20 protein-coding genes and 2 pseudogenes are annotated in these 18292 nt (G+C 65.9%); 11 read left to right on the top strand and 11 right to left on the bottom strand.

Annotated features, from left to right (window positions below):
- Positions 1-108: 108 nt before the first annotated feature.
- Positions 109-1695 (bottom strand): hypothetical protein, encoded by a 1587-nt coding sequence (locus ACZYZ4_RS13315; protein ID WP_463861577.1) that lies wholly within the window; start codon positions 1693-1695, stop codon positions 109-111.
- A gap of 220 nt (positions 1696-1915) precedes the next feature.
- On the opposite strand from ACZYZ4_RS13315, the gene ACZYZ4_RS13310 reads away from it, so the two are divergent.
- Together ACZYZ4_RS13310 and ACZYZ4_RS13305 are read left to right on the top strand one after the other, a co-directional pair.
- Positions 1916-2758 carry a DUF1206 domain-containing protein gene (locus ACZYZ4_RS13310; protein ID WP_463861726.1) on the top strand — a complete coding sequence of 281 codons (843 nt, stop codon included), beginning with the start codon at positions 1916-1918 and terminating at the stop codon, positions 2756-2758.
- Positions 2759-2816: 58 nt separating this feature from the next.
- Positions 2817-3299, top strand: a complete 483-nt coding sequence (locus ACZYZ4_RS13305) for a type II toxin-antitoxin system RatA family toxin (protein WP_463861575.1) — start codon at positions 2817-2819, stop codon at positions 3297-3299.
- On the opposite strand, the gene ACZYZ4_RS13300 is transcribed toward ACZYZ4_RS13305, so the two are convergent.
- Positions 3217-3714: a hypothetical protein gene (locus ACZYZ4_RS13300; protein WP_463861734.1), complete on the bottom strand. Its 498-nt coding sequence runs from the start codon at positions 3712-3714 to the stop codon at positions 3217-3219. The genes ACZYZ4_RS13305 and ACZYZ4_RS13300 overlap by 83 nt on opposite strands.
- Here ACZYZ4_RS13300 and ACZYZ4_RS13295 point away from each other — a divergent pair.
- A complete protein-coding gene (locus tag ACZYZ4_RS13295) occupies positions 3688-3948 on the top strand; it encodes a COG4315 family predicted lipoprotein (RefSeq protein WP_463861724.1) in 261 nt (86 codons plus the stop codon). The genes ACZYZ4_RS13300 and ACZYZ4_RS13295 overlap by 27 nt on opposite strands.
- 12 nt (positions 3949-3960) lie before the next feature.
- On the opposite strand, the gene ACZYZ4_RS13290 is transcribed toward ACZYZ4_RS13295, so the two are convergent.
- The 3 genes from ACZYZ4_RS13290 to ACZYZ4_RS13280 all read right to left on the bottom strand — a co-directional run bounded on the left by ACZYZ4_RS13290 (position 3961) and on the right by ACZYZ4_RS13280 (position 6130).
- Positions 3961-4791, bottom strand: coding sequence for a hypothetical protein (locus ACZYZ4_RS13290; RefSeq protein ID WP_463861574.1), 831 nt, complete (start codon positions 4789-4791; stop codon positions 3961-3963).
- A complete protein-coding gene (locus tag ACZYZ4_RS13285; RefSeq protein ID WP_463861573.1) occupies positions 4784-5347 on the bottom strand; it encodes an RNA polymerase sigma factor in 564 nt (187 codons plus the stop codon). The genes ACZYZ4_RS13290 and ACZYZ4_RS13285 overlap by 8 nt, the downstream gene beginning before the upstream one ends.
- Positions 5348-5503: 156 nt before the next feature.
- Positions 5504-6130, bottom strand: a complete 627-nt coding sequence (locus ACZYZ4_RS13280) for a protein tyrosine phosphatase (protein WP_463861571.1) — start codon at positions 6128-6130, stop codon at positions 5504-5506.
- Between the two features lie 204 nt (positions 6131-6334).
- Here ACZYZ4_RS13280 and ACZYZ4_RS13275 point away from each other — a divergent pair, with 204 nt between their 5' ends.
- On the top strand, positions 6335-6616 hold the full coding sequence (locus ACZYZ4_RS13275) for a hypothetical protein (protein WP_463861569.1): 282 nt from the start codon (positions 6335-6337) through the stop codon (positions 6614-6616).
- 51 nt (positions 6617-6667) lie between these two features.
- Here the strand turns inward: ACZYZ4_RS13275 and ACZYZ4_RS13270 are convergent, their stop codons facing one another.
- On the bottom strand, positions 6668-7519 hold the full coding sequence (locus ACZYZ4_RS13270) for a DMP19 family protein (protein WP_463861722.1): 852 nt from the start codon (positions 7517-7519) through the stop codon (positions 6668-6670).
- A gap of 192 nt (positions 7520-7711) precedes the next feature.
- Between ACZYZ4_RS13270 and ACZYZ4_RS13265 the strand changes: the two genes are divergently transcribed.
- Positions 7712-11203 carry a DEAD/DEAH box helicase gene (locus ACZYZ4_RS13265; RefSeq protein ID WP_463861567.1) on the top strand — a complete coding sequence of 1164 codons (3492 nt, stop codon included), beginning with the start codon at positions 7712-7714 and terminating at the stop codon, positions 11201-11203.
- A 289-nt stretch (positions 11204-11492) separates the two neighbouring features.
- A complete protein-coding gene (locus tag ACZYZ4_RS13260; RefSeq protein WP_463861565.1) occupies positions 11493-11624 on the top strand; it encodes a hypothetical protein in 132 nt (43 codons plus the stop codon).
- 72 nt (positions 11625-11696) lie between these two features.
- Here the strand turns inward: ACZYZ4_RS13260 and ACZYZ4_RS13255 are convergent.
- Positions 11697-11843: pseudogene (locus ACZYZ4_RS13255) on the bottom strand (NADP-specific glutamate dehydrogenase); the annotation flags it as partial.
- Here ACZYZ4_RS13255 and ACZYZ4_RS13250 point away from each other — a divergent pair.
- Positions 11832-12011: pseudogene (locus tag ACZYZ4_RS13250) on the top strand (aldehyde dehydrogenase family protein); the annotation flags it as partial. The pseudogenes ACZYZ4_RS13255 and ACZYZ4_RS13250 sit on opposite strands and share 12 nt — an antisense overlap.
- Here the strand turns inward: ACZYZ4_RS13250 and nagB are convergent.
- The 3 genes from nagB to ACZYZ4_RS13235 are packed head-to-tail and all read right to left on the bottom strand — an operon-like array spanning position 12001 to position 15332.
- Positions 12001-12813 carry a glucosamine-6-phosphate deaminase gene (gene nagB / locus ACZYZ4_RS13245; RefSeq protein ID WP_463861720.1) on the bottom strand — a complete coding sequence of 271 codons (813 nt, stop codon included), beginning with the start codon at positions 12811-12813 and terminating at the stop codon, positions 12001-12003. The pseudogene ACZYZ4_RS13250 and the gene nagB sit on opposite strands and share 11 nt — an antisense overlap.
- Entirely contained in the window at positions 12794-14062 is a 1269-nt protein-coding gene (locus ACZYZ4_RS13240) for an N-acetylglucosamine-6-phosphate deacetylase (RefSeq protein WP_463861563.1), read from the bottom strand. Before ACZYZ4_RS13240 ends, nagB begins: the two co-directional genes overlap by 20 nt.
- Positions 14052-15332, bottom strand: coding sequence for a PTS transporter subunit EIIC (locus tag ACZYZ4_RS13235; protein WP_463861561.1), 1281 nt, complete (start codon positions 15330-15332; stop codon positions 14052-14054). Before ACZYZ4_RS13235 ends, ACZYZ4_RS13240 begins: the two co-directional genes overlap by 11 nt.
- Before the next feature lie 186 nt (positions 15333-15518).
- Here ACZYZ4_RS13235 and ACZYZ4_RS13230 point away from each other — a divergent pair, with 186 nt between their 5' ends.
- The 4 genes from ACZYZ4_RS13230 to ACZYZ4_RS13215 all read left to right on the top strand — a co-directional run bounded on the left by ACZYZ4_RS13230 (position 15519) and on the right by ACZYZ4_RS13215 (position 17807).
- A complete protein-coding gene (locus ACZYZ4_RS13230; protein WP_058930899.1) occupies positions 15519-15749 on the top strand; it encodes a PTS sugar transporter subunit IIB in 231 nt (76 codons plus the stop codon).
- 2 nt (positions 15750-15751) lie between these two features.
- Positions 15752-16231, top strand: coding sequence for a PTS sugar transporter subunit IIA (locus tag ACZYZ4_RS13225; protein ID WP_463861718.1), 480 nt, complete (start codon positions 15752-15754; stop codon positions 16229-16231).
- 5 nt (positions 16232-16236) lie between these two features.
- A complete protein-coding gene (locus tag ACZYZ4_RS13220) occupies positions 16237-16956 on the top strand; it encodes a GntR family transcriptional regulator (RefSeq protein ID WP_463861559.1) in 720 nt (239 codons plus the stop codon).
- A 506-nt stretch (positions 16957-17462) separates the two neighbouring features.
- Positions 17463-17807 carry a YunG family protein gene (locus tag ACZYZ4_RS13215; protein ID WP_463861557.1) on the top strand — a complete coding sequence of 115 codons (345 nt, stop codon included), beginning with the start codon at positions 17463-17465 and terminating at the stop codon, positions 17805-17807.
- Between the two features lie 48 nt (positions 17808-17855).
- Here the strand turns inward: ACZYZ4_RS13215 and ACZYZ4_RS13210 are convergent.
- Positions 17856-18292 (bottom strand): IS30 family transposase (locus tag ACZYZ4_RS13210; protein ID WP_463861555.1); only part of this gene is annotated, 437 nt, incomplete at its 5' end.

Here is an 18292-nt window from a genome sequence, read left to right as displayed (position 1 = left end):
GGTTGCTCCTTAGCGGTAAGTCTTGGCCGGGCTGGCTGGCGGTAGTGCCCAATATGGTGCCGCAAGAACTGCGGGGAAAGGTCTGTGGGATGGATTCGGCATGGGACGTCAGAGCTTTTCGAGGTTCGTGTCGTTCGGGACCTTATAGTACGTAGACACGTTGGTGGTTGCTTGGTTCTCCGTTTTGACCTCCACCTCGCCGGCCTTGAGGTCAATGCCGAACTCGTTGGACGCTGTCGCCACGCGGTTCTCCTGGACGGTGGCAGACCCTGCTTCGTAGAGTTTGGCGGCGTCTTTGCCGGCCGCAACTGTGTCTCCCAATGCCACGTTGCGCAGGTAGCTGTCGATCACGGCGGCGTTCTCCGGCGAATACTCAACATCGATCTTCACGCTGCCCTGCGCACCTACTGTCACGCTGGACTCAGCCTTGGCGCCCTGGAGGTCGGGACCCGCGGTGACGCCCGCCCCAAGCGTGCCCTCCATGGATACGGCGATCGATTCCATGCTGCCGTACTTATCCAGATTGACTTCCAGGCCGCTCTTCCCCGAGGCCTCGAACACCTTGCCGTCAAGGTCCAGCTTGCCCTGCGCCGACACCTCGCCGGTGGCCTTTGCCGTGCCGTCCGTCATGTTCCGCTCGTAGGCAAGATCCAGCTTCGCCGAGCCCGAAGCGGGGCCGGCTTCGCCCTTGGCTTCGAAGGAGAGGGTTCCCTTGGCTTTGTCGTCGTGGCCGGTGGAGCCGTTGTCGTCCGCAGCATTGTTGATCGTGTCCAGGATGTAACCCGGCGGGTTGCCGGCCACATCCTTGATCTCTCCGACGCTGTCCGGCGGGAGATCCGTGTACATCTGGTTGCGGGCGGCCATGGCCTCTTCCAGGCTGCCGAATTTGAACTCGCGCGAGGCCTCCCCGTTGAGCGTAACCCCGGCCGTGCCGGTGGTGTCGTTCACTCCCACGCCCACGTTTCCATAGATCTTCATGGTGGCCGAACCGTCTGCATTCTCCACCACCGCTGCGCCAACCTCCGCGCCGGCGTGGAACCAGGCAACCCGGGCGTCAAGGGAGGCCTTGCCGACTTCCGTGTACACGGGAGTTTCCGTCTTGGCGAGTTCCCTAAGGTGGGCACTTGCCTGATCTTGGGCAGACTGGGGAATACCGCCGTCCATCCGCATGAGGTCCTCAGCGAACGGGCCGTTCTCGTCTTCGCCTTCGATCAGGTACTTCCGGTCCGCTTCGGACAGGCCGGCCCACCACTTGGCCTGGTCTTCCGGGCTGGCCTTGAGCATGTCATCCAGGCCCTGCTTCAGCTCCTGGCGGTGGGCCTCGGCCGCTGCTGCTTTCTCTGCCTGTTCCTCCAGCCAGTTCTTCGCGCGGCTGCCCAGGTCCTTGAGCCTGCCCAAGGCACTGGACCCGCCACCGCTGCCGCCACCGGTCTCGGCAGAGGACTGTTCCTGTTCGTTTGCGTGCTGCAGGAGCAGCTTGGAGTTGTGGCGAAGGCTGGATGCCACCCGCTCCAGGCTGGGACGGTGGTTGCCGGACCAGTCCTGCCGGAACAGCTCGCCGTCGGTGCCCTTCCATGGCGCGGCCTGGATCTGGCCCTGCAGGGAGCTGGCCCGGCTGCTGAGCAGCGCTGCCGCTTTGTCAACGGCCTTCGCCAGCTCCCGCAGCTGGCTGACGTCCGCGCCGTAAAAAGTCATGGTGTCTCCCCGGGAGTAATAAGAGTTAGATCTATCGCTGGACATATCGTTGCACGGCGGCAAGTCTCCCGCGATGGGGAACACTCCCCATCGCGGGAGCCCCGAGCCAGTCACCAGGTTCGGGATGGTACGGGACGAGAACATCGGGACTGTTCGCGGCTCGCTTGGCGTGGCACCATGGGGATTGTGTGGGGGCACGCAAATCTGCGCCTCAGCGGCGCTGGCCGAAGGAACCGTCATCAAAAGAGAACTCAGGCAGGCCGCCGACACGGCGGAGGACGTCACCAACTCGCGCGCCTTGGAGCTGCTGGCGAGGGCGGGTTTCGCAGCGAGCGGCCTCCTACACTTCCTGGTGGGGGCCATCGCCATCCGCCTCGCCATGGGCGGCTCCGGGAATGCTGACTTCAGCGGAGCTGTGTCCGAACTGGCCAGCCAGCCCGCCGGGACGTTCCTCCTGTGGTCCAGCTTCGCCGCCTGCGCGGGCCTTGCCCTCTGGCAGGTCAGCGATGCCGTCTTCGACTACAACCGGCTGCCCACCAAGGAAAAGACCGGCAAGAAGGCTAAAGCGGCCGCGCAGGCCGTGGTGTTTGCCGGGCTCGCGGTGACCCTGGCCGGCTTCGCCATGGGCACCGGGTCCGGAGGAGACAACCAGCAATCCGCGAGCGACCTCACCGTCGCTGTCATGAAGGCCCCCGGCGGCGTAGCTCTGCTGGTCCTCGTGGGACTGGGCATGGCCATCACCGGGATCATTTACGCCATCCGCGGCATCAAGAAGACCTTCGAGAAACAGCTGACGATGCCCGCCTCTCCCTCCGCCCGGACAGCCGTCACAGTACTGGGCGTCACCGGCTACATCGCCAAGGGCATAGTCCTGCTGCTGACCGGGATGCTCATCACCATCGCCACCCTGCGCGCCCATCCGGATGAATCCACAGGCCTGGACGGCGGACTCAGGGCCCTGCGCGACCAGCCCTTCGGCGTGTATTTACTGGCCGCCGTGGGTGCCGGTCTCATCTGCTACGGCATGTTCATGGTGGTCCGGTCGCGCTTGGCCAAGATGTAGGGCTGGCACCTTCGCCGGGACCGGCCCGGAATACCCCGCCCCCAGTTAGGGTGGGTCCATGCCCCAGGTACGCGCAGAACGCCACATCCGCCTCGATCCGGAGACAGTCTTTGCCCTCTCCCAGACCATCGGTGCGTTCCGGCTCAAATGGGACCCGTTCATCTCTGCCCAAGGTTTCTTGAACAGCGCAACGTCCGCCGGAAAGGGCGTCCGGACACGGACCGTGTCCCGCCTGGGCCTGGTAATGGTGAGCGAATACGTTTCGTATGCGCCACCCAAGAACGTGGGCATGACCATGGTGACCGGACCGTGGTTCTTCACGAATTTCGGCGGAGGCTGGCGTTTCACCGCGGACGACGGCGGCACCCGCGCCGTCTGGAAGTACACCTTTTCGTGCCGCCCGGCCTGGTTGCGGCCGGTGGCGGAGCGGATGGGCGCCTGGCTCCTGGGCCGTGAGATCAACAAGAGGATCGAAGCGTTTGCCCGGGCCTGCGAGAACCCCGGGCTGGTGGCCGAGTTCCGCGCCCTCCAAACTCCGTGATCACAGCAACTGCCTGCTGGGTGTCATCCCGCAGCTCCAGGCTGGCGATGCTGGCCAGCTGAACCGGCGTCGCGCCCATGACCTTCACCCTTCCGCTGGGCGTGGCCGTCCAGGCACACGCCCGGTCCTCGCCGCCGTCGCGGTCCCGGATCCAGAGCGAGAGGGTCCCGTCCAGCGGCAGTTTGCTGCCGTTCACGGCCAGCTCGGTGCCCCACGTTTTCCGGGCGAGGTCGATGCTGAACTGCAGTCCGTTGCCGGACTGGACCGAGTAGCTGGCGTCCGGCGCCGGCGGCCGGCTGAGCAGCGGCCCCGCGGTCAGGCCCAAGGCAAGGCACGCGGCGGCGACGGCGCCCACCAGCGCCGCCCACCGCCGCCCACCGCCGTCGTAATTTACGACGCCGGGCGGCCAGTTCATCGAGGACCTGGCTCCCCCACCGCAGCCACGCCGGCCGCTGAAGGGGTCACCGGCACGCTCGGGACGATCACGACGCCGGACAGGGCCAAGCAGGTGACTCTGAATGGACTGCCGCTGTACTACTACCAGCAGGACAAGAATCCCGGCGACATCCTGGGGCAGGGCGTCAACGACGTCTGGTATCTGGCCACCCCGGCCGGGGAAATGATCCGGACAGCGGCGTCAGGCTACTGACAGGTTAAGCGCTTACGGATGGATGCCGGGCAGCGGGACTGGCGGCAGGGGCAGAGCCGGGGGCTGTCCCTCGCCGTTCAGCGGGCCACCCGGCGTGACGTTTTCAGGTAGGGAAAGGTCTGGCAGGGGAACTGCCGGCGCTGAACCCGATGGGGCGGGAGCGTGCTGCGTGGCCTGGCTCGAACCGGACCCCGGAGCGGCCGGAACCGGCACAGTGACGGCCGGCCCGGCGGGCCCTACGGCAGGGACGCCGGGCTGGACCGGCCCCGGAGCCGGGGTCTCCACCAGCGCGGGGGCAGGCCCGCCGCCAACGGTGGACACGAACGATGTAACTGCGTGGTTGACCTGGCCGATGGAATCCCTGATCCCCTGGTCGGAGGCAACAGCAACGGCGCCGCCGGCCGCCAGCGAGACGGCCACGGACAGCGTGGTGAGGGTGACCCGGCGCCTAGCACGGCGGCGGGCGGCGAGCTCGTCGGTCGCCACCGTGAGCTCATCCGTTGCCACGGCGGGGGCGACGGCGGGCTCTGACTGAGGGGAAGTAACGGTTTCAGGGAGCTGCCGGACAACCGTCGTTGCAGGCATAACCGTCGTTGCAGGAACCACCGCCAGATGGCGGGTGGCTTCCGGTTGGTCCGCAGCCTGGATCACCGGCTGGTTCACCGCAGGCCTCATGAGCGCGGCGACTGCATCGGAGGGCGCCGGCTGCTCGGCGGCGAGCGCTTGGAGCTCCAGCAGAACGGGTCGGAGGCCGGCGTCGTCGTCCAGCCCTGCCTCCAGCAGCAGCCGGTCAACAGACACGTCGTCGCGGAAACCGTTGCGTGAGCCTGCGGTGTCACTCATGATCTGCCTGGTTTCTTCTAAGAGTCTGGTCCTTGAGGTTTTGCAGCGCCCTGCGTTGGAGCTGCTTGATGGCACCGTGGGACTTACCCATGATGCCGGCCACCTGTTCGATGGAGAGGTCAGCCACCACCCGCAGTGCCAGGACCTCACGGTGTTCACCGCTCAGGCCCGCCAGCAGGTGGGCCGCGCCGCCGCTGTGGCCCAGGGCGTGGTCCTCGGCGGACGCCGTGCTGCGCCCGTCCTGCAGGGGGTCGTAAGGAGTGAAGTCCGGCCGGCGTTCAACCCGCCGGTAGTAGTCCACCATCCGGGCGTGGGCGATGGAAAACACCAACGACTTGGCACCCTGCAGCCCGCCGGTCAGCTCACCAATCTTGGGGAAAAACGCCAGGAACACGTCCTGGGTGACAGCCTCGGGATCGTCCACGCCACGGGCCTTGAGGTAGCCCAGGACTGCTCCGGAAAAGGTTCGATAGACAGCGCCGAAGAGCACAGCCGGATCAGCGCCGGCGGTGTCTGCAAATGTATCTATGTCTTCTTCGGCCAAAGTGTCTAGCACCAGTGGCTCCTCTATCCCGGGCAGCGGACTCGCTCATCCCGGTATTCGGTGCGGTGTGCTCCGCTGGTGTCGGTCAGCTATCTGGCTGCCATGTGGACTGCGGGAATCCGGTCCGTCCGGAGCGGGTTCCCGCCGTCCACAATAGCTGAGCAGGTCCTAGCGGCCCGAAACGGCCGGAACGTCTACAACGTCGCCCGGCACCGCGGGAACGGCAGGAACGCCGTCGATACCCGGAACTGCCGGTACGGCGGGGACAGCAGGAACGGCGGGCAGCTCGGGGCGCTCGGCCTTGGCGGCGGCAGAACCCTCGCCAGCCGCGTCGGCGTCAGCGGAAGCGGCACCCTGCGCGACGACGTCCGTGCAGAAGGCGTCAACGTTGCTTTCGCCCTCGGCGGCGATGACCAGGGACGAGAAGCCCTCGGAGGCTTCGTTCAGTCCACCGTTGGTGAAGGCGGTGCAGAGGCCAAAGGCTGCGGCACCTGCAGCGTCCACTGCGGTGCCGGCGGCGGCGGAGGCGTTGGCCTCGGCTGCGACCTCATCGCCGGAGACGGTTGCTTCGCCGGATACTGCTGCATCGCCGGAAGCGTTTGCGGAGGCCGACTCGGTGGCGTCAGCGGCCAGCTTCGGGGCGGGGGCGCCGAGCAGTTCGTGGGCGGTCTGCTGTGCGTCGGTCGGGAGGGCGCCGGAAACAGCTGCGACGCCGGTTCCACCGACGGCCAGGGTGCCCGCGGCGAGAACTCCGGCGGCGATTTTGCTGGTGGCGAGAACAGTGAACAACGACATATGACACTCCAAAACCTAGAGAACAATTCAGATCCGGCTCCGTGAGGAACCCATCACCCCCTACATCGCTGGCCGGACCGGGAAAGTTACGGCGCCTCCTAAATTTCTTTCCAGGGCCCGGCTTCGGACCCATGGACCGCCCTAGCATCGAGGCATGGCGATCACTCCGGAACACCAGAAAACGGCCAAGACCTGGCAGACCATGTGGACAGCAACAAAGCCCTGCTCCTGCGGAAGGCGGGGCACGACGTCGCCGACTGGGCCGGGCAGGCACGCTCCGCCGGGTTGAAGAACAACGCCGAGCTCCGCCACCGGATGCGCGACGTGCACGGCGTCACTGGTTACGCACAGTACGCCGTCTCCTGGGAGCTGTTCGGCTACCCGGAATTTATGCTGCGCGAAGCCGACGAGCTTATCGATGGCCAGTGCAGGGTCGCCGGAAATTTCCAGCGACCCCGCACATTTCCCGCGAACTGGGCGATCTGAACCGGGCGAACCGACCCCGACGAACCCGGCCCGGGACCGTGTTGAGGGGTCCTACGCGTCGATCATGTCGTCGTCGTCCGCTTCCTCGAACTCAACGGCGGCGACGATCTCCTGGGTCTCCGGGTTGATCATGAACGCCTCTTCGTCGTCCTCCACCATGATGAAGTCGCCGTGGTCCGTAGTGAAGTGCCAGGCCAGCGCCTTCTCACCGTCGTGCATGTAGTTGGGGTCACCCATGGTGATCTTCTGCAGCGTGTAGCCGGCGATGTCGCACAGTTCACGGATGATGACCTCAAAATCCGGGGCGTCCTCCAGCGCTTCCTCGTCGGCCGCGGCCTGGCGCTCCTCGAGGTTGGGGATGAGCGCAACCTGACGCTCGATGTAGGCGTCCAGCTCTTCTTCGTCGAGTACCAGCAACCCCTCCTGGCGCAGGAGCCAGGCGGCGTTGAGTGCGGTGATGTTTTCGGTTTCGAACAGTTCCTCGAACTCGCCGTCGAGCTCTTCGATGGTGCGCACGGCGTCGGTGGACTCTTCCTCAGTGTCCAGGTCGCCGTCGAGGTAGCGCTCTTCGTCTTCCTCGGACAAGGCATCAAACGCCGTAACGGTCCGGTTGAAGAGCTCCAGGTGGGCCGTTGCACCCATACCGGCGAGGCCCTCGCGGATGAGCGGGTCCACTTCGTCGCGGTCCGCTGTGAACACGTACTGGGCGAAGCCGCCCTCCAAGGACTGCGTGACGTAGAAGTCCACGTAGTAGCTGCCGAGCGCCGCGGGCGCGATCTCGCCGGCGTCGAGCAGTTTCCCGTACATGGCGTTCACCACGTGAACGTTGGCATCTACAACCTCCTCGCTGCCTGCATCGATGCTGGCCTGGGTCAGGACGACAGGGTTCTGGCTCATGGTCATGGGATTCCTCACTGCTGAATGCTTCGGTGCTGCTCAGGACACTTTCACGCTACGTCGGCGGGGGCGGCGGTGTGTTGAGGCGGAAGTGAACGTCAGGCGAAGTTTCAGGCTCCCGCCGGGCGAACTAAGATGAAGCAGATAACCTCCGATCGGACACGGCACCCCCGTGACCAGCTGAAAGTAGCGCGCACCATGCCATCCCAACCGGACGAGAGTGCGGCACTGGCAATACAGACCCCCGCCATTAACGACCGCTCCCTCGCGGCCGGATTGGCGTATGCCATGGGCAGCCGGGTTTCCGGAATGTCGTTCGACGCCGCCACCGGGCTGATGCTGGGCAAGGTCCGGGGAGGTGCCGACGTCCCTTACTCCACCACGGCCAAGCTGGTCCGGAAAACGGGCGGCTGGAGCTGCACGGTGGGCGTCTGCAGCTGCCCTGTCCGCAAGGACTGCAAGCACGTGGCCGCGCTGCTGTTCGCCGCCGAGGACAACCCGGCCATCCGCGTCCAGCTCCTGGCCCCCGCTGAAGTTTCCCGGCTTTCCCGCCAACCCGCCAGCGTGGACCTGGCCGACTGGGAGCAGGCCCTCAGCCCGCTGATTTCGCAGCCCGGCATCACCCAGTCCATCAGCGGCATCCCGCTGGCCCTCCAGTTCGAGATCGAGGAACCGGCGCCGCACTTCTCCTACACAGGCCGCCGCGACCCGCTCCGCAGCGTGCGCCAGCTCAAGGCCCGGCCCATGATCATGGGCGCCAAGGGCAAGTGGATCCGCGGCGACGTCTCCTGGAACACTCTGAGCTACCTGAACTTCCGCCGGGAATGCAACGAGGCGCACATCGAGTGGATGCAGGCATTCCTGGCCGCACACACCGCCGCTGCCAACCGGGTTCATAACTCCTCCGCGCTTTGGCTGGGGCTGAACACGTTCGCCGGGAAGAACATGTGGAGCCTGCTCACCGACGCCAAAAAGATCGGCCTCGCCCTGGTTCACAGCCGCGGCACTGAGCCGGTGCGGCTCGCGGAGTCCCCCGCCGCCGTCGGGCTTAATTTGAGCCGTTACGGCTCGCTTTCCGGTGACGCCGGCGATCCCGCCGCGGCCGCTCCGGAGGTCGCGGCGAAAACAGCCGACGACGGCGGGCTGGAGCTCGCGCCCACCATCACCGTTGAGGGGGAAGACGTTGATCCGGCGTCGGTGGGGACCATTGGCCACCCCGCGCACGGCATCTTCCTGACCACGGGCGGGGAGGCGCTGCCCGGTGTTTCCGCGGACAACGTGATCACGCTGGCCCCGCTGGAAAACGGGCTGAGCGAGGAACTGCTGACCTTCGTGACAGCCGGCAGCACCCTGCACATCCCGGCAAAGGACGAGACGCGCTTCCTCACCGGCTTCTACCCGAAGCTCAAGCAGGCGGCCCGGGTCACGGCGACGGATGAGTCGGTGGCGCTGCCCGCACTGGCCCTTCCGACCCTCTCCCTGCTGGCCAATTACGGCGCGGACCACCGCGTCCGGCTGCATTGGGAATGGCACTACAAGTCCGGAAACCTGGTCACGGCCCAACCGCTGTGGCGGCACCCCGGCGACCACGGCTACCGCGACGACACCGCCGAGGCTCGCATCCTGGAGGGCATCGGCCAGCCGTGGAACGTTGTTCCGGCCCTGGGCGAATCGGCCACCGGCGGCTGGGGCACGCCCCGCCTGTCAGCGTCCGCCGAACTCAGCGGCCTGGACACGCTGGCCTTCACCGAAGACGTCCTCCCCGAGCTCCGGAACGCGCCGGACGTTTCAGTGGATACTGCGGGGGACATCGCCGACTACCGCGAGGCCGAGGAAGCGCCGGTCGTTTCCATCTCCACGAAGGCCACGGAGCAGCGCGACTGGTTCGATCTTGGCATCCAGATTTCGCTCGAGGGCCAGCCGGTGTCGTTCGCGGCTGTGTTCTCTGCACTGGCCTCGGGCCAGACCAAGATGCTCCTGCCCAGCGGCGCCTACTTCTCGCTGGACCTCCCCGAACTGCACCAGCTGCGCGCCCTGATCGAGGAAGCCCGCTCCCTGCAGGACAATAAGGACGCCCCGCTGCAGATCAGCCGTTTCCAGGCCGGGCTGTGGGACGAGCTCGCGCAGCTGGGCATCGTGGACGAGCAGGCCGCCGCCTGGCGTGAGGCCGTTGGTGGGCTCCTCGAAGGCGGAATCAACGGGCTGCCGCTGCCGGCCTCGCTCAATGCGGAGCTGCGGCCGTACCAGCTGGAGGGCTTCAACTGGCTCAGCTTCCTGTACCGTCACAGCCTGGGCGGGATCCTCGCGGACGACATGGGCCTGGGTAAGACCGTGCAAGCGCTCGCCCTGATGTGCGCCGCAAAGGAGCAGGCTGCTGAGCTTGCGGCAGCTGGCACCACTTCGGGGACAGCAGACGGTGCGCCGGCTCAAGTAGCAGCTCCCGACGGCGGGACTCCCTTTTTGGTGGTGGCCCCCACCAGCGTCGTGGGCAACTGGGCGGCAGAAGCCGCACGCTTCGCTCCCGGCCTGACGGTCCGCATCGTGAGCGAAACCTTTGCCAAGAACAGCCAGGACGCGGCCGTTGAACTCGGCGGCGCGGACATCGTGATCACGTCCTACGCACTGTTCAGGATCGACTACGACTCCTATGCCTCCAAGACCTGGGCGGGTCTGGTGCTCGACGAAGCCCAGTTCGTGAAGAACCACCAGTCCAAGGCCTACCAGTGCGCGCGGAAGCTGCCCGCGGCCTTCAAGCTGGCCATCACCGGCACGCCATTGGAGAACAACCTCATGGAGTTCTGGGCGCTGACGTCCATCGTGGCGCCGGGCCTGTTTTCGAGCCCCAAGCGGTTCGCCGAGTACTACCAAAAGCCGGTGGAAAAGAACGGCGACAAGGGGCAGCTGGACAAGCTCCGCCGTCGGGTCCGTCCGCTCATGATGCGCCGCACCAAGGACCAGGTCATCCAGGACCTGCCGCCCAAGCAGGAGCAGATCCTGGAGGTGGTGCTGAACCCGCGCCACCAGAAGGTCTACCAGACGCACCTGCAGCGTGAACGGCAGAAGATCCTGGGCCTGATCGAGGACGTGAACAAGAACCGGTTCACCATTTTCCAGTCGCTGACCCTGCTGCGTCAGCTCAGCCTTGACGCGTCGTTGGTGGATCCGTCGCTGTCCGGTGTCCGCTCCAGCAAACTGGACGTGCTGTTCGAGCAGCTGGAGGACCTGGTTGCTGAGGGCCACCGCGCGCTGATCTTCAGCCAGTTCACCGGCTTCCTGGGCAAGGTCCGCGAACGCCTTGTGGAGGAAAAGATCGAGTTCTGCTATCTCGACGGCGGCACGCGGAACCGTACCGACGTCGTGAATGAATTCAAGAACGGCAGCGCGCCGGTGTTCCTGATTTCGCTGAAAGCCGGAGGATTTGGCCTGAACCTGACTGAGGCCGACTATGTGTTCCTGCTGGATCCGTGGTGGAACCCGGCCTCGGAAGCACAGGCCGTGGACCGGACGCACCGGATCGGGCAGGCGCGGAATGTGATGGTGTACCGGCTGGTGGCGAAGGACACGATCGAGGAAAAGGTCATGGCCCTGAAAGCCCGGAAGTCCCAGCTGTTCGCGGATGTGATGGAGGGCGACGCCCTGTCCAGCGGTTCGATCACGGCCGAGGACCTCGCGGGGCTCTTTAAGGACTGAGCGCGAACGGATACTTAAGCCACTGCCGCCCTGTGCCTCACAAAAATGCGCGAACTGGCTCCTTCCTTGCCGAACCCTTTGAACCTCAAAATGTCGGCGCCCCCTGAGATGCTTTGGGCATGGGACGTAGAGCAGCTTGGGGTGCGGAGTGCAGGGACGCCTTCGAGTCCGTCGCCGCGTCCGTGTCCGTGCTCGGCCGGATCGGATGCTGGTCCGACTCTGACGCGTGCGAACCTGATCCGCTGCGCCGACCGTGGCGCCGCGGGAGAGCAGCGCCCAGGAAATGGCCGTGATAGCTGAGGTCGCCTGCGTCCTGACCGTAAGCGAACGCACTGCCGGGGCGCTCCTGTCCGAGGCGCACGAACTCACCACCAGCCTGCCGTTGACGATGTCCGCGCTGCAGGCCGGGACGATTTCCTGACAGCATGCCCGGATCGTTGTGGACGAAACCACCAACCTCGACCCCGCCGGGGCGGCTTCTCTGGAGGCGCTTCTGCTGCATCTCCAGCGCCGACGTCGCCACGCCGCCTGCGTTGGCGGCCTTGCCCGGCCCGAACAGCACACCGGAATCCTGGAACACCGAGACAGCGTCACGGGTGGAGGGCATGTTGGCGCCTTCGCCGACGGCGACCAGGCCGTCGCGCGCGAAGTGGCCTCACGCCTCGAAGCCGGCCTGGTCTGGAGCAACAAACACGGCGCCGTTGACCCCCGCGTCCCGTTCGGCGGAGCCAAGCAGTCCGGCTACGGCCTGGAGTTCGGCGTCGAAGGCCTCAAAGCCCTCGGCACGCCGCAGGTCATCAACGGCTGACGGGCTGCTGGAGCCAAGGCCTTGTGGGTGTTTGGCCCAGCTTGTCGTTGAATTCCTGGGCTTCCCGGTAGTACTCCAGCATGGACAGGCGGGATGCGGCACCGGGGTCCAGGATGACAACTGCCCGGCGGAGCAGCTGCAGCACCGACGCGGGGCAGTGGGCGCTGACCGGCCCTTCCACCATGGTCTGGACAGCGGCGGCCTTGTTCTCCCCCATCGCCACCAGCACTGCCAGTTTGGCTTCGCGGATGGTCCCGAGACCCTGCGTCAGGCAGAGCCGCGGAACATCGCCGTCGGAAAAGAACCGCGCGTTGTCAGCCCGCGTGGCCCCGGCGAGGGTCTTCACCCTCGTGCGGGAAGACAGTGACGACGTCGGCTCGTTGAAGCCGATGTGGCCGTTGGCGCCGATGCCCAGGATCTGGATGTCCACACCCCCCGCAGCGGTGATGGCTGCGTCATAGCGGTCAGCCTCGGCCACCAGGTCCGGCGCGTCTCCCTTCGGGGTAAAGAGCCGTTCCAGGGGCAGGTCCACGTGGTTAACGAACTCCCGCCGGATGGTGGAGTAGTACGACTGCTCGTGTTCCGGCGGCAGACCCGCGTATTCGTCCAGCGTGAAGCCGGTGACCTGGCTGAAGCTGAGCCCTTCCTCGCGGTGCCGCCGGATGAGTTCCTGGTAAGTGGATTTCGGGGATCCGCCGGTGGCCAATCCGAGGACGGCCGGTCCCTGCCGGACCCTGGCCTCGATGATGTCCGCCGCCCGGGTTCCTACATGATCGACGGACTCACACAGAACTATCTGCAACGTCATTCCTTTCCTGCGTTTGTGGCGTGCCGACGCGGTAGGCCTGCACGAGTTCAAGTTCTTCGGTGGTCACCAGTACGTCCGCCCGGTAACCCTGGGCAATGGCGCCCACCCGGTTGGGGCCAGGCCGATCCAGGCCCATCAGCCGCGCCGGGGTGGAGGATGCCGCCATGACGGCATCGGCCAGGGGAATGCCCCACTCAACGCAGCGGCGGACGTTCTCCAGCAGGCGGCTCGTCGCGCCGGCGATCGCCCCGGGACCGGTGTCAGCGGTGCCGGTCAGCCGTGCCACGCGGTCCTGGACCAGCACGTCCAGGCTGCCGAGAGTGTAGTGTCCGTCGGACATGCCCGCCGCCGCCATGGCATCCGTGATCAGCGCGATCGAGCCCGGTCCCACCAGGTTGAAGACCATGCGGACGATCTCCGGGTCCAGGTGCACGCCGTCGGCAATCAGTTCCAGCACCATCTGCCCGGGTGACTGCTCGGCCGCCTGCAGCAGGACCGCGATGGGTCCGGGCGTGCGGTGGCCCAGCGGGGGCATCCGGTTGAACAGGTGCGTGGCCGACCACGGGCCGCCAACCCCACCGTGTACGCCGCCCAGGACTTCCCGGGTGCGGGAAGCCGTAGCGGCGGTGTGGCCAAGGGAAGGCACGACGCCGTGTTCCCGGCAGAGCTGCACCAGCTCGGCAAAGTGCGGGGTTTCGGGGGCAAGCGTCAGCGACCGCACGGTCCCGCGTCCCGCCTCAAGCCACTGCTGCAGGAGCGCCGGGTCGCCGTCGATGATGGCTGCCGGGTCCTGGGCCCCGCACATGCTTTTGGTGATGAACGGCCCTTCCAGGTGCAGGCCGGCCAGGGTGCCGTCCTGCACCAGGTCCCGCAGCACAGCGATCTGTTCCAGTAGCACCTGCGACGGCGCCGAGACGAGCGAGGCAAGTACCGACGTCGTGCCCTGCGCTGCGTGGTGGCCGGCAGCCAGGCGTGCACCGTCCGCATCCGCGGAGAAAGTGTGCCCCACGGCACCGTGGCAGTGCACGTCCACGAGTCCGGGCAGGATGAGCGGCACTTGGAGGATGTCGACGCCGATTCCCACCGGCAGGTCCGCCGTCGGGCCGCACCACGCGATGTTCCCTCCGGCCATCACCACGGTGCCGTCGTCGATCATTTCGTCACCCGGGCGGCCGGTAACGAGGCGGCCCCGCAGCCCCACCCCGCCGCCGGCGTCCAGGGTCAACGGCCGGTCAGCTGGCATCGGCTTTAGCCATCGAGCCGTTCTCGTCGTTTTCATCTTCGCGGCCCATGGTGCGCAGGTTCCAGCGACGGATCACGAAGCGGAACACCACGTAATACACCGCGGCGTAGCCCAGGCCGATGGGGATGAGCCACAGCGGATTCTGTGCGATGCCGAAGTTGAGGACGTAGTCGATGGCTCCTGCTGAGAACCCGAACCCGTGGTGGATGCCCAGGAAGTTGACCAGCATCATGGAGGTTCCGGTTAGGAAGGCGTGGACGATGTACAGCGGCCAGGCGACGAACATGAACGAGAACTCGAGCGGTTCGGTGATGCCGGTGAGGAAGGCGGTGAGGCCGGTCGAGAGCATCACGCCGCCCACGATCTTCTTCTGCGACGGCTTGGCTTCCTGCCAGATGGCGAGGGCGGCCGCGGGCAGGGCGAACATCATGATGGGGAAGAAGCCGGTCATAAAGACGCCGGCGGTGGGGTCACCGGCGAAGAACCGGTTCAGGTCGCCGTGGGCGCCGTCGTAGTCCCCGATGATGAACCAGACGATGGAGTTCAGGATGTGGTGCAGGCCCAGCGGGATGAGCAGCCGGTTGAGGGTGCCGTAGATTCCGCTGCCCACCACGGTGTTGTCCGCAACCGTGTTGCCCACGGCAGTCAGCCCGGTGTTGAACAGCGGATACAGCAGCGCCATGGCCACGCCGATCACGATCGCGGCGAAGGACGTCAGGATGGGCACCAGGCGGCGGCCGGCGAAGAATCCGAGCCAGTCCGGCAGCGTGGTGCGGTGGAACTTCTGCCACAGCCAGGCCGTCGTCAGGCCCATCACGATGCCGGCCAGGACGCCGTAGTTGATGACGGGATCCTTGCCGCCCTCCGGGGCGGCTCCCAGCACCAGCGGGGCCATGACCTTGAAGACGTTGGTCAGGACCAGGTATCCGACCACGGCGGCAAGGGCCGTGGATCCGTCACCCTTTTTGGCGAAACCAAAGGAGATACCGACGGCGAAGAGCAGCGGCAGGTTCTCGAACAGGGCGCCGCCGGCGGCGCCGATGACCTGGGCGACGGTGGTCAGGGATTCGAAGCTGCCAAGCAGGTCGTCCTGGCCCAGGCGCAGAAGGAGCGCAGCCGCGGGGAGGGCGGCGATGGGGAGCATAAGGCTGCGGCCGAAGCGCTGCATGTTCTGCAGCGCTTTTCCGCTGCCCTTGCCCTTGCCCTTGCCCGGGGCCGGGGCGGCCAGCGGGCCGGCCCCGGCGGATGCTGATGGGTTTTCCGTGGTCATGATGTTCCTCGTCTCGAAGAGGGCGGTGCTTGTGTGGGGATGCTTGATTCAGTAGAGTCTAGCTAACTGGTTATAACCAGTGACAACCATCACTGTGAAGGGCGCCGGCCTCAGTTGTCAACCTCAAGCTGTAAAAAGGCTTCCGGACCCGGCGTCATTCACCGCGAACCAACTCCAGGAGTGGACATGTCCAAAGCAGAAATCATCCTCGCCGCCCTTGGCGGCGCCGACAACGTCGAAGAAATCGAAGGGTGCATCACACGCCTTCGCACCGAAGTGGTGGACTCCTCCCGCGTTGACGAGGCCGCCCTCAAGGCCGCGGGTGCCCACGGCGTCATGATGTCCGGCACGGTGGTCCAGGTGGTTGTGGGCCCGGAAGCCGAAAGCCTCGCCGAAGACATCCAGGACCTGATGTGAGCATGGAAGCACCGGCCCAGGTCGTCAGCGTTGTCTCCCCCCTGCCGGGCCGGCTCATTCCCCTGAACGAGGTGCCGGACCCCGTGTTCGCCAAGGGGCTTGTAGGTGGCGGCGCCGCCGTAATTCCCGACGACGACGCCGGCGTCCTCACCGCCGTCGCACCGCTGGACGGCCGGGTCATCAAGGTCATGCCGCACGCCTACATCGTCCAGCACGCGTCGGGGCCCGCAGTGCTGGTCCACGTCGGCATCGACACCGTCGGGCTGAAGGGCGAAGGCTTCACCGTGATCGCGCAAAAGGGCGACCAGGTCCGTGCCGGTGATCCCATGATCACCGTGGACGTCACATTCGTCCGCTCAAAGGACCTGAGCATGTGCAGTCCCGTGGTCGTCCTGGACAGCGCGGCGGACGCCATCGAACCTCCGGCCTCCGGTGGCCGCGTGGAAGCTGGCGGTCACCTGTTCAAAATTCCCGGAAAATAGGAGGCATGGAAACGGCAGGGGAACTAAAACACGTCTGGGTCCGCAGGCAACTCCAGCATCTGGTGGCCACCACAATGCGGCCCGGGGACGCCCTGCTGGGTGAGCGGCAACTGGAGGAGCAGTTCGGCGTCTCCCGCATCACGGTGCGCCGGGCCATTTCGGATCTGGTGCAGGACGGCGCGCTGGTGCGGATCAAGGGGAAGGGCACGTTCGTCTCCCACGGGCTGGTGCGTTCCACCCTGCACCTGGCCTCGTTTAACGAGGACATGCGGGCAGCCGGATTCGAACCCAGCACACGGGTCATCAACGCCTCCACGGCAGTGCCGCCGGCGGCGGCCGCCGATCACCTCGGCTTGGCGCCCGGGGAAGCGGCCTATCGCGTCCTCAGGCTGCGGCTCGCGAACGGCGCGCCCGTCAGTGTGGACGAATCGTGGCTGCCGCCCGCGCTGGTCCCCGGGCTGCTCTCGGAAGACCTGACGGGGTCCCTATACCGGGCCCTCGGCGCCGCGGGGCACCCGGTGCAGCATGCGGAACAGACCGTCGAGGCCGCCGCCGCCCCTGCCGAGACCGCCGCGCTGCTGGACATCGAACCCGGGTCACCCGTCCTGCTCTTCCGGCGCCGTTCGTTCACCGGCCAGGAAGACCCTGGCACGCCCATCGAATACGCCGTCTCAACGTACCGCTCCGACCGGTACCAGGTCGCCATGCGGTTGGGCGTGGGCTAAGCCAGGACTGCTGACCGTCCCCCTAATCGGTTGAAGAACTCCTGGACGATACACTGTCCAGCCCGCTAACAGGACGACCAGAATTCTCCGTCAGGCCCTCGGTGATAGACGGCAGTCTGAATTGGGAATTCGTCCGGGAACGGTAGTCCAGTAAACGGGACCCTGAACATCTCGGCGCAAACGGAACGGGTGGCGCCAATTAGGGGACTGCGGTGCTTCCTAAAAGCCCGCTGTAATGTGCGTTCCACGTCCTTGGAACCGGGACACTCCTGATGAGAAACTCCCACGGATCCGGATGTCAGCTTCAGAAGCCTTTTGCACGGAATGTCCGCACTCGTCTGCACCAGCTCGCGGGCAACCCCAGGCGTCCCGTTTTGGGGAACCCTCTACGGGACGCTTTCTTCTGTCAGCCTCGGAATGCAGTGTGAATCGCAGCGATAAATGTCACCCCGGCCGCCCGTTAGCCGATCCCTCACCGTTCAGTAGTCCCTTGGTACGCCGTCGCCATGTCTCATACGTTGCTCGAGCTCGAGCGAGCATTCCGTCTGTCTTGGAGCGCAGATACGACCTGCCTCGACGCCAAGAGCCTCGCGAAGTGGCACCCCGACAATGCGGCACACGGCCAGTGCGGACCCACAGCTCTCATCGTTCAAGACCTGCTCGGCGGTGATCTCCTCATCGCAGACGTCAGCGGCGGCAACGAGGAGGACGACCTCACCCGAGAGCAATTCAGAAGTCACCGCGTCATCGGGGAGCCCCGCGTCGTTGTCCGACCTCCAGGAGGGCCACGAGCGTACGCCAGCGAGTACCAGCTGCTTCGCACAGGAGTGCTGTCCGCACTGAACTTCTGATCCATTCGCTCATGGAACGTCCGTTGAAGGAACGGCGGTTTCAGGCGGTCATTGCAACAGGAGGCCTTCGATCAGTTCGATCGGTTTTTTGAACTCTAGTCTTTTGCGTGGCCGGTCGTTGAGTTCCTNGTCGATGCCGGTGTCCATCTTCACGGTTTTCCAGTCCTGCATCTCGATGCCCTGATCCCAGGTCAGGGAATGCCTCAGCGCCTCGGGAAGCGTCTTGATCTTCGCGACCAGCGCATCACGCATCTGCTCGGCCCTGTACCCGTCCGGCAGGTGCACGAGCATCGTGTAGTTAGTGGTTCTTTCCACCAGTGTCCCGATCGCGGACTGGTTCCCCTTGCCGATGATTAAGTCCCCCTCCCAGTGCCCCGGCATGGCCCGGTCCTGAACCTCGGGAGGACGTTCGGAAATGTTGATCATGCCCGGGATCCGGTTCTTCCGCTGACCGGCTTTCCTGCAGGGCTGCCTGACCGCCCGCC

It is taken from the genome of Pseudarthrobacter adonitolis, from assembly GCF_055412845.1.
Note: the sequence above shows the minus strand (reverse complement) of the source record. Positions and strands in the feature narration are given on the sequence as shown.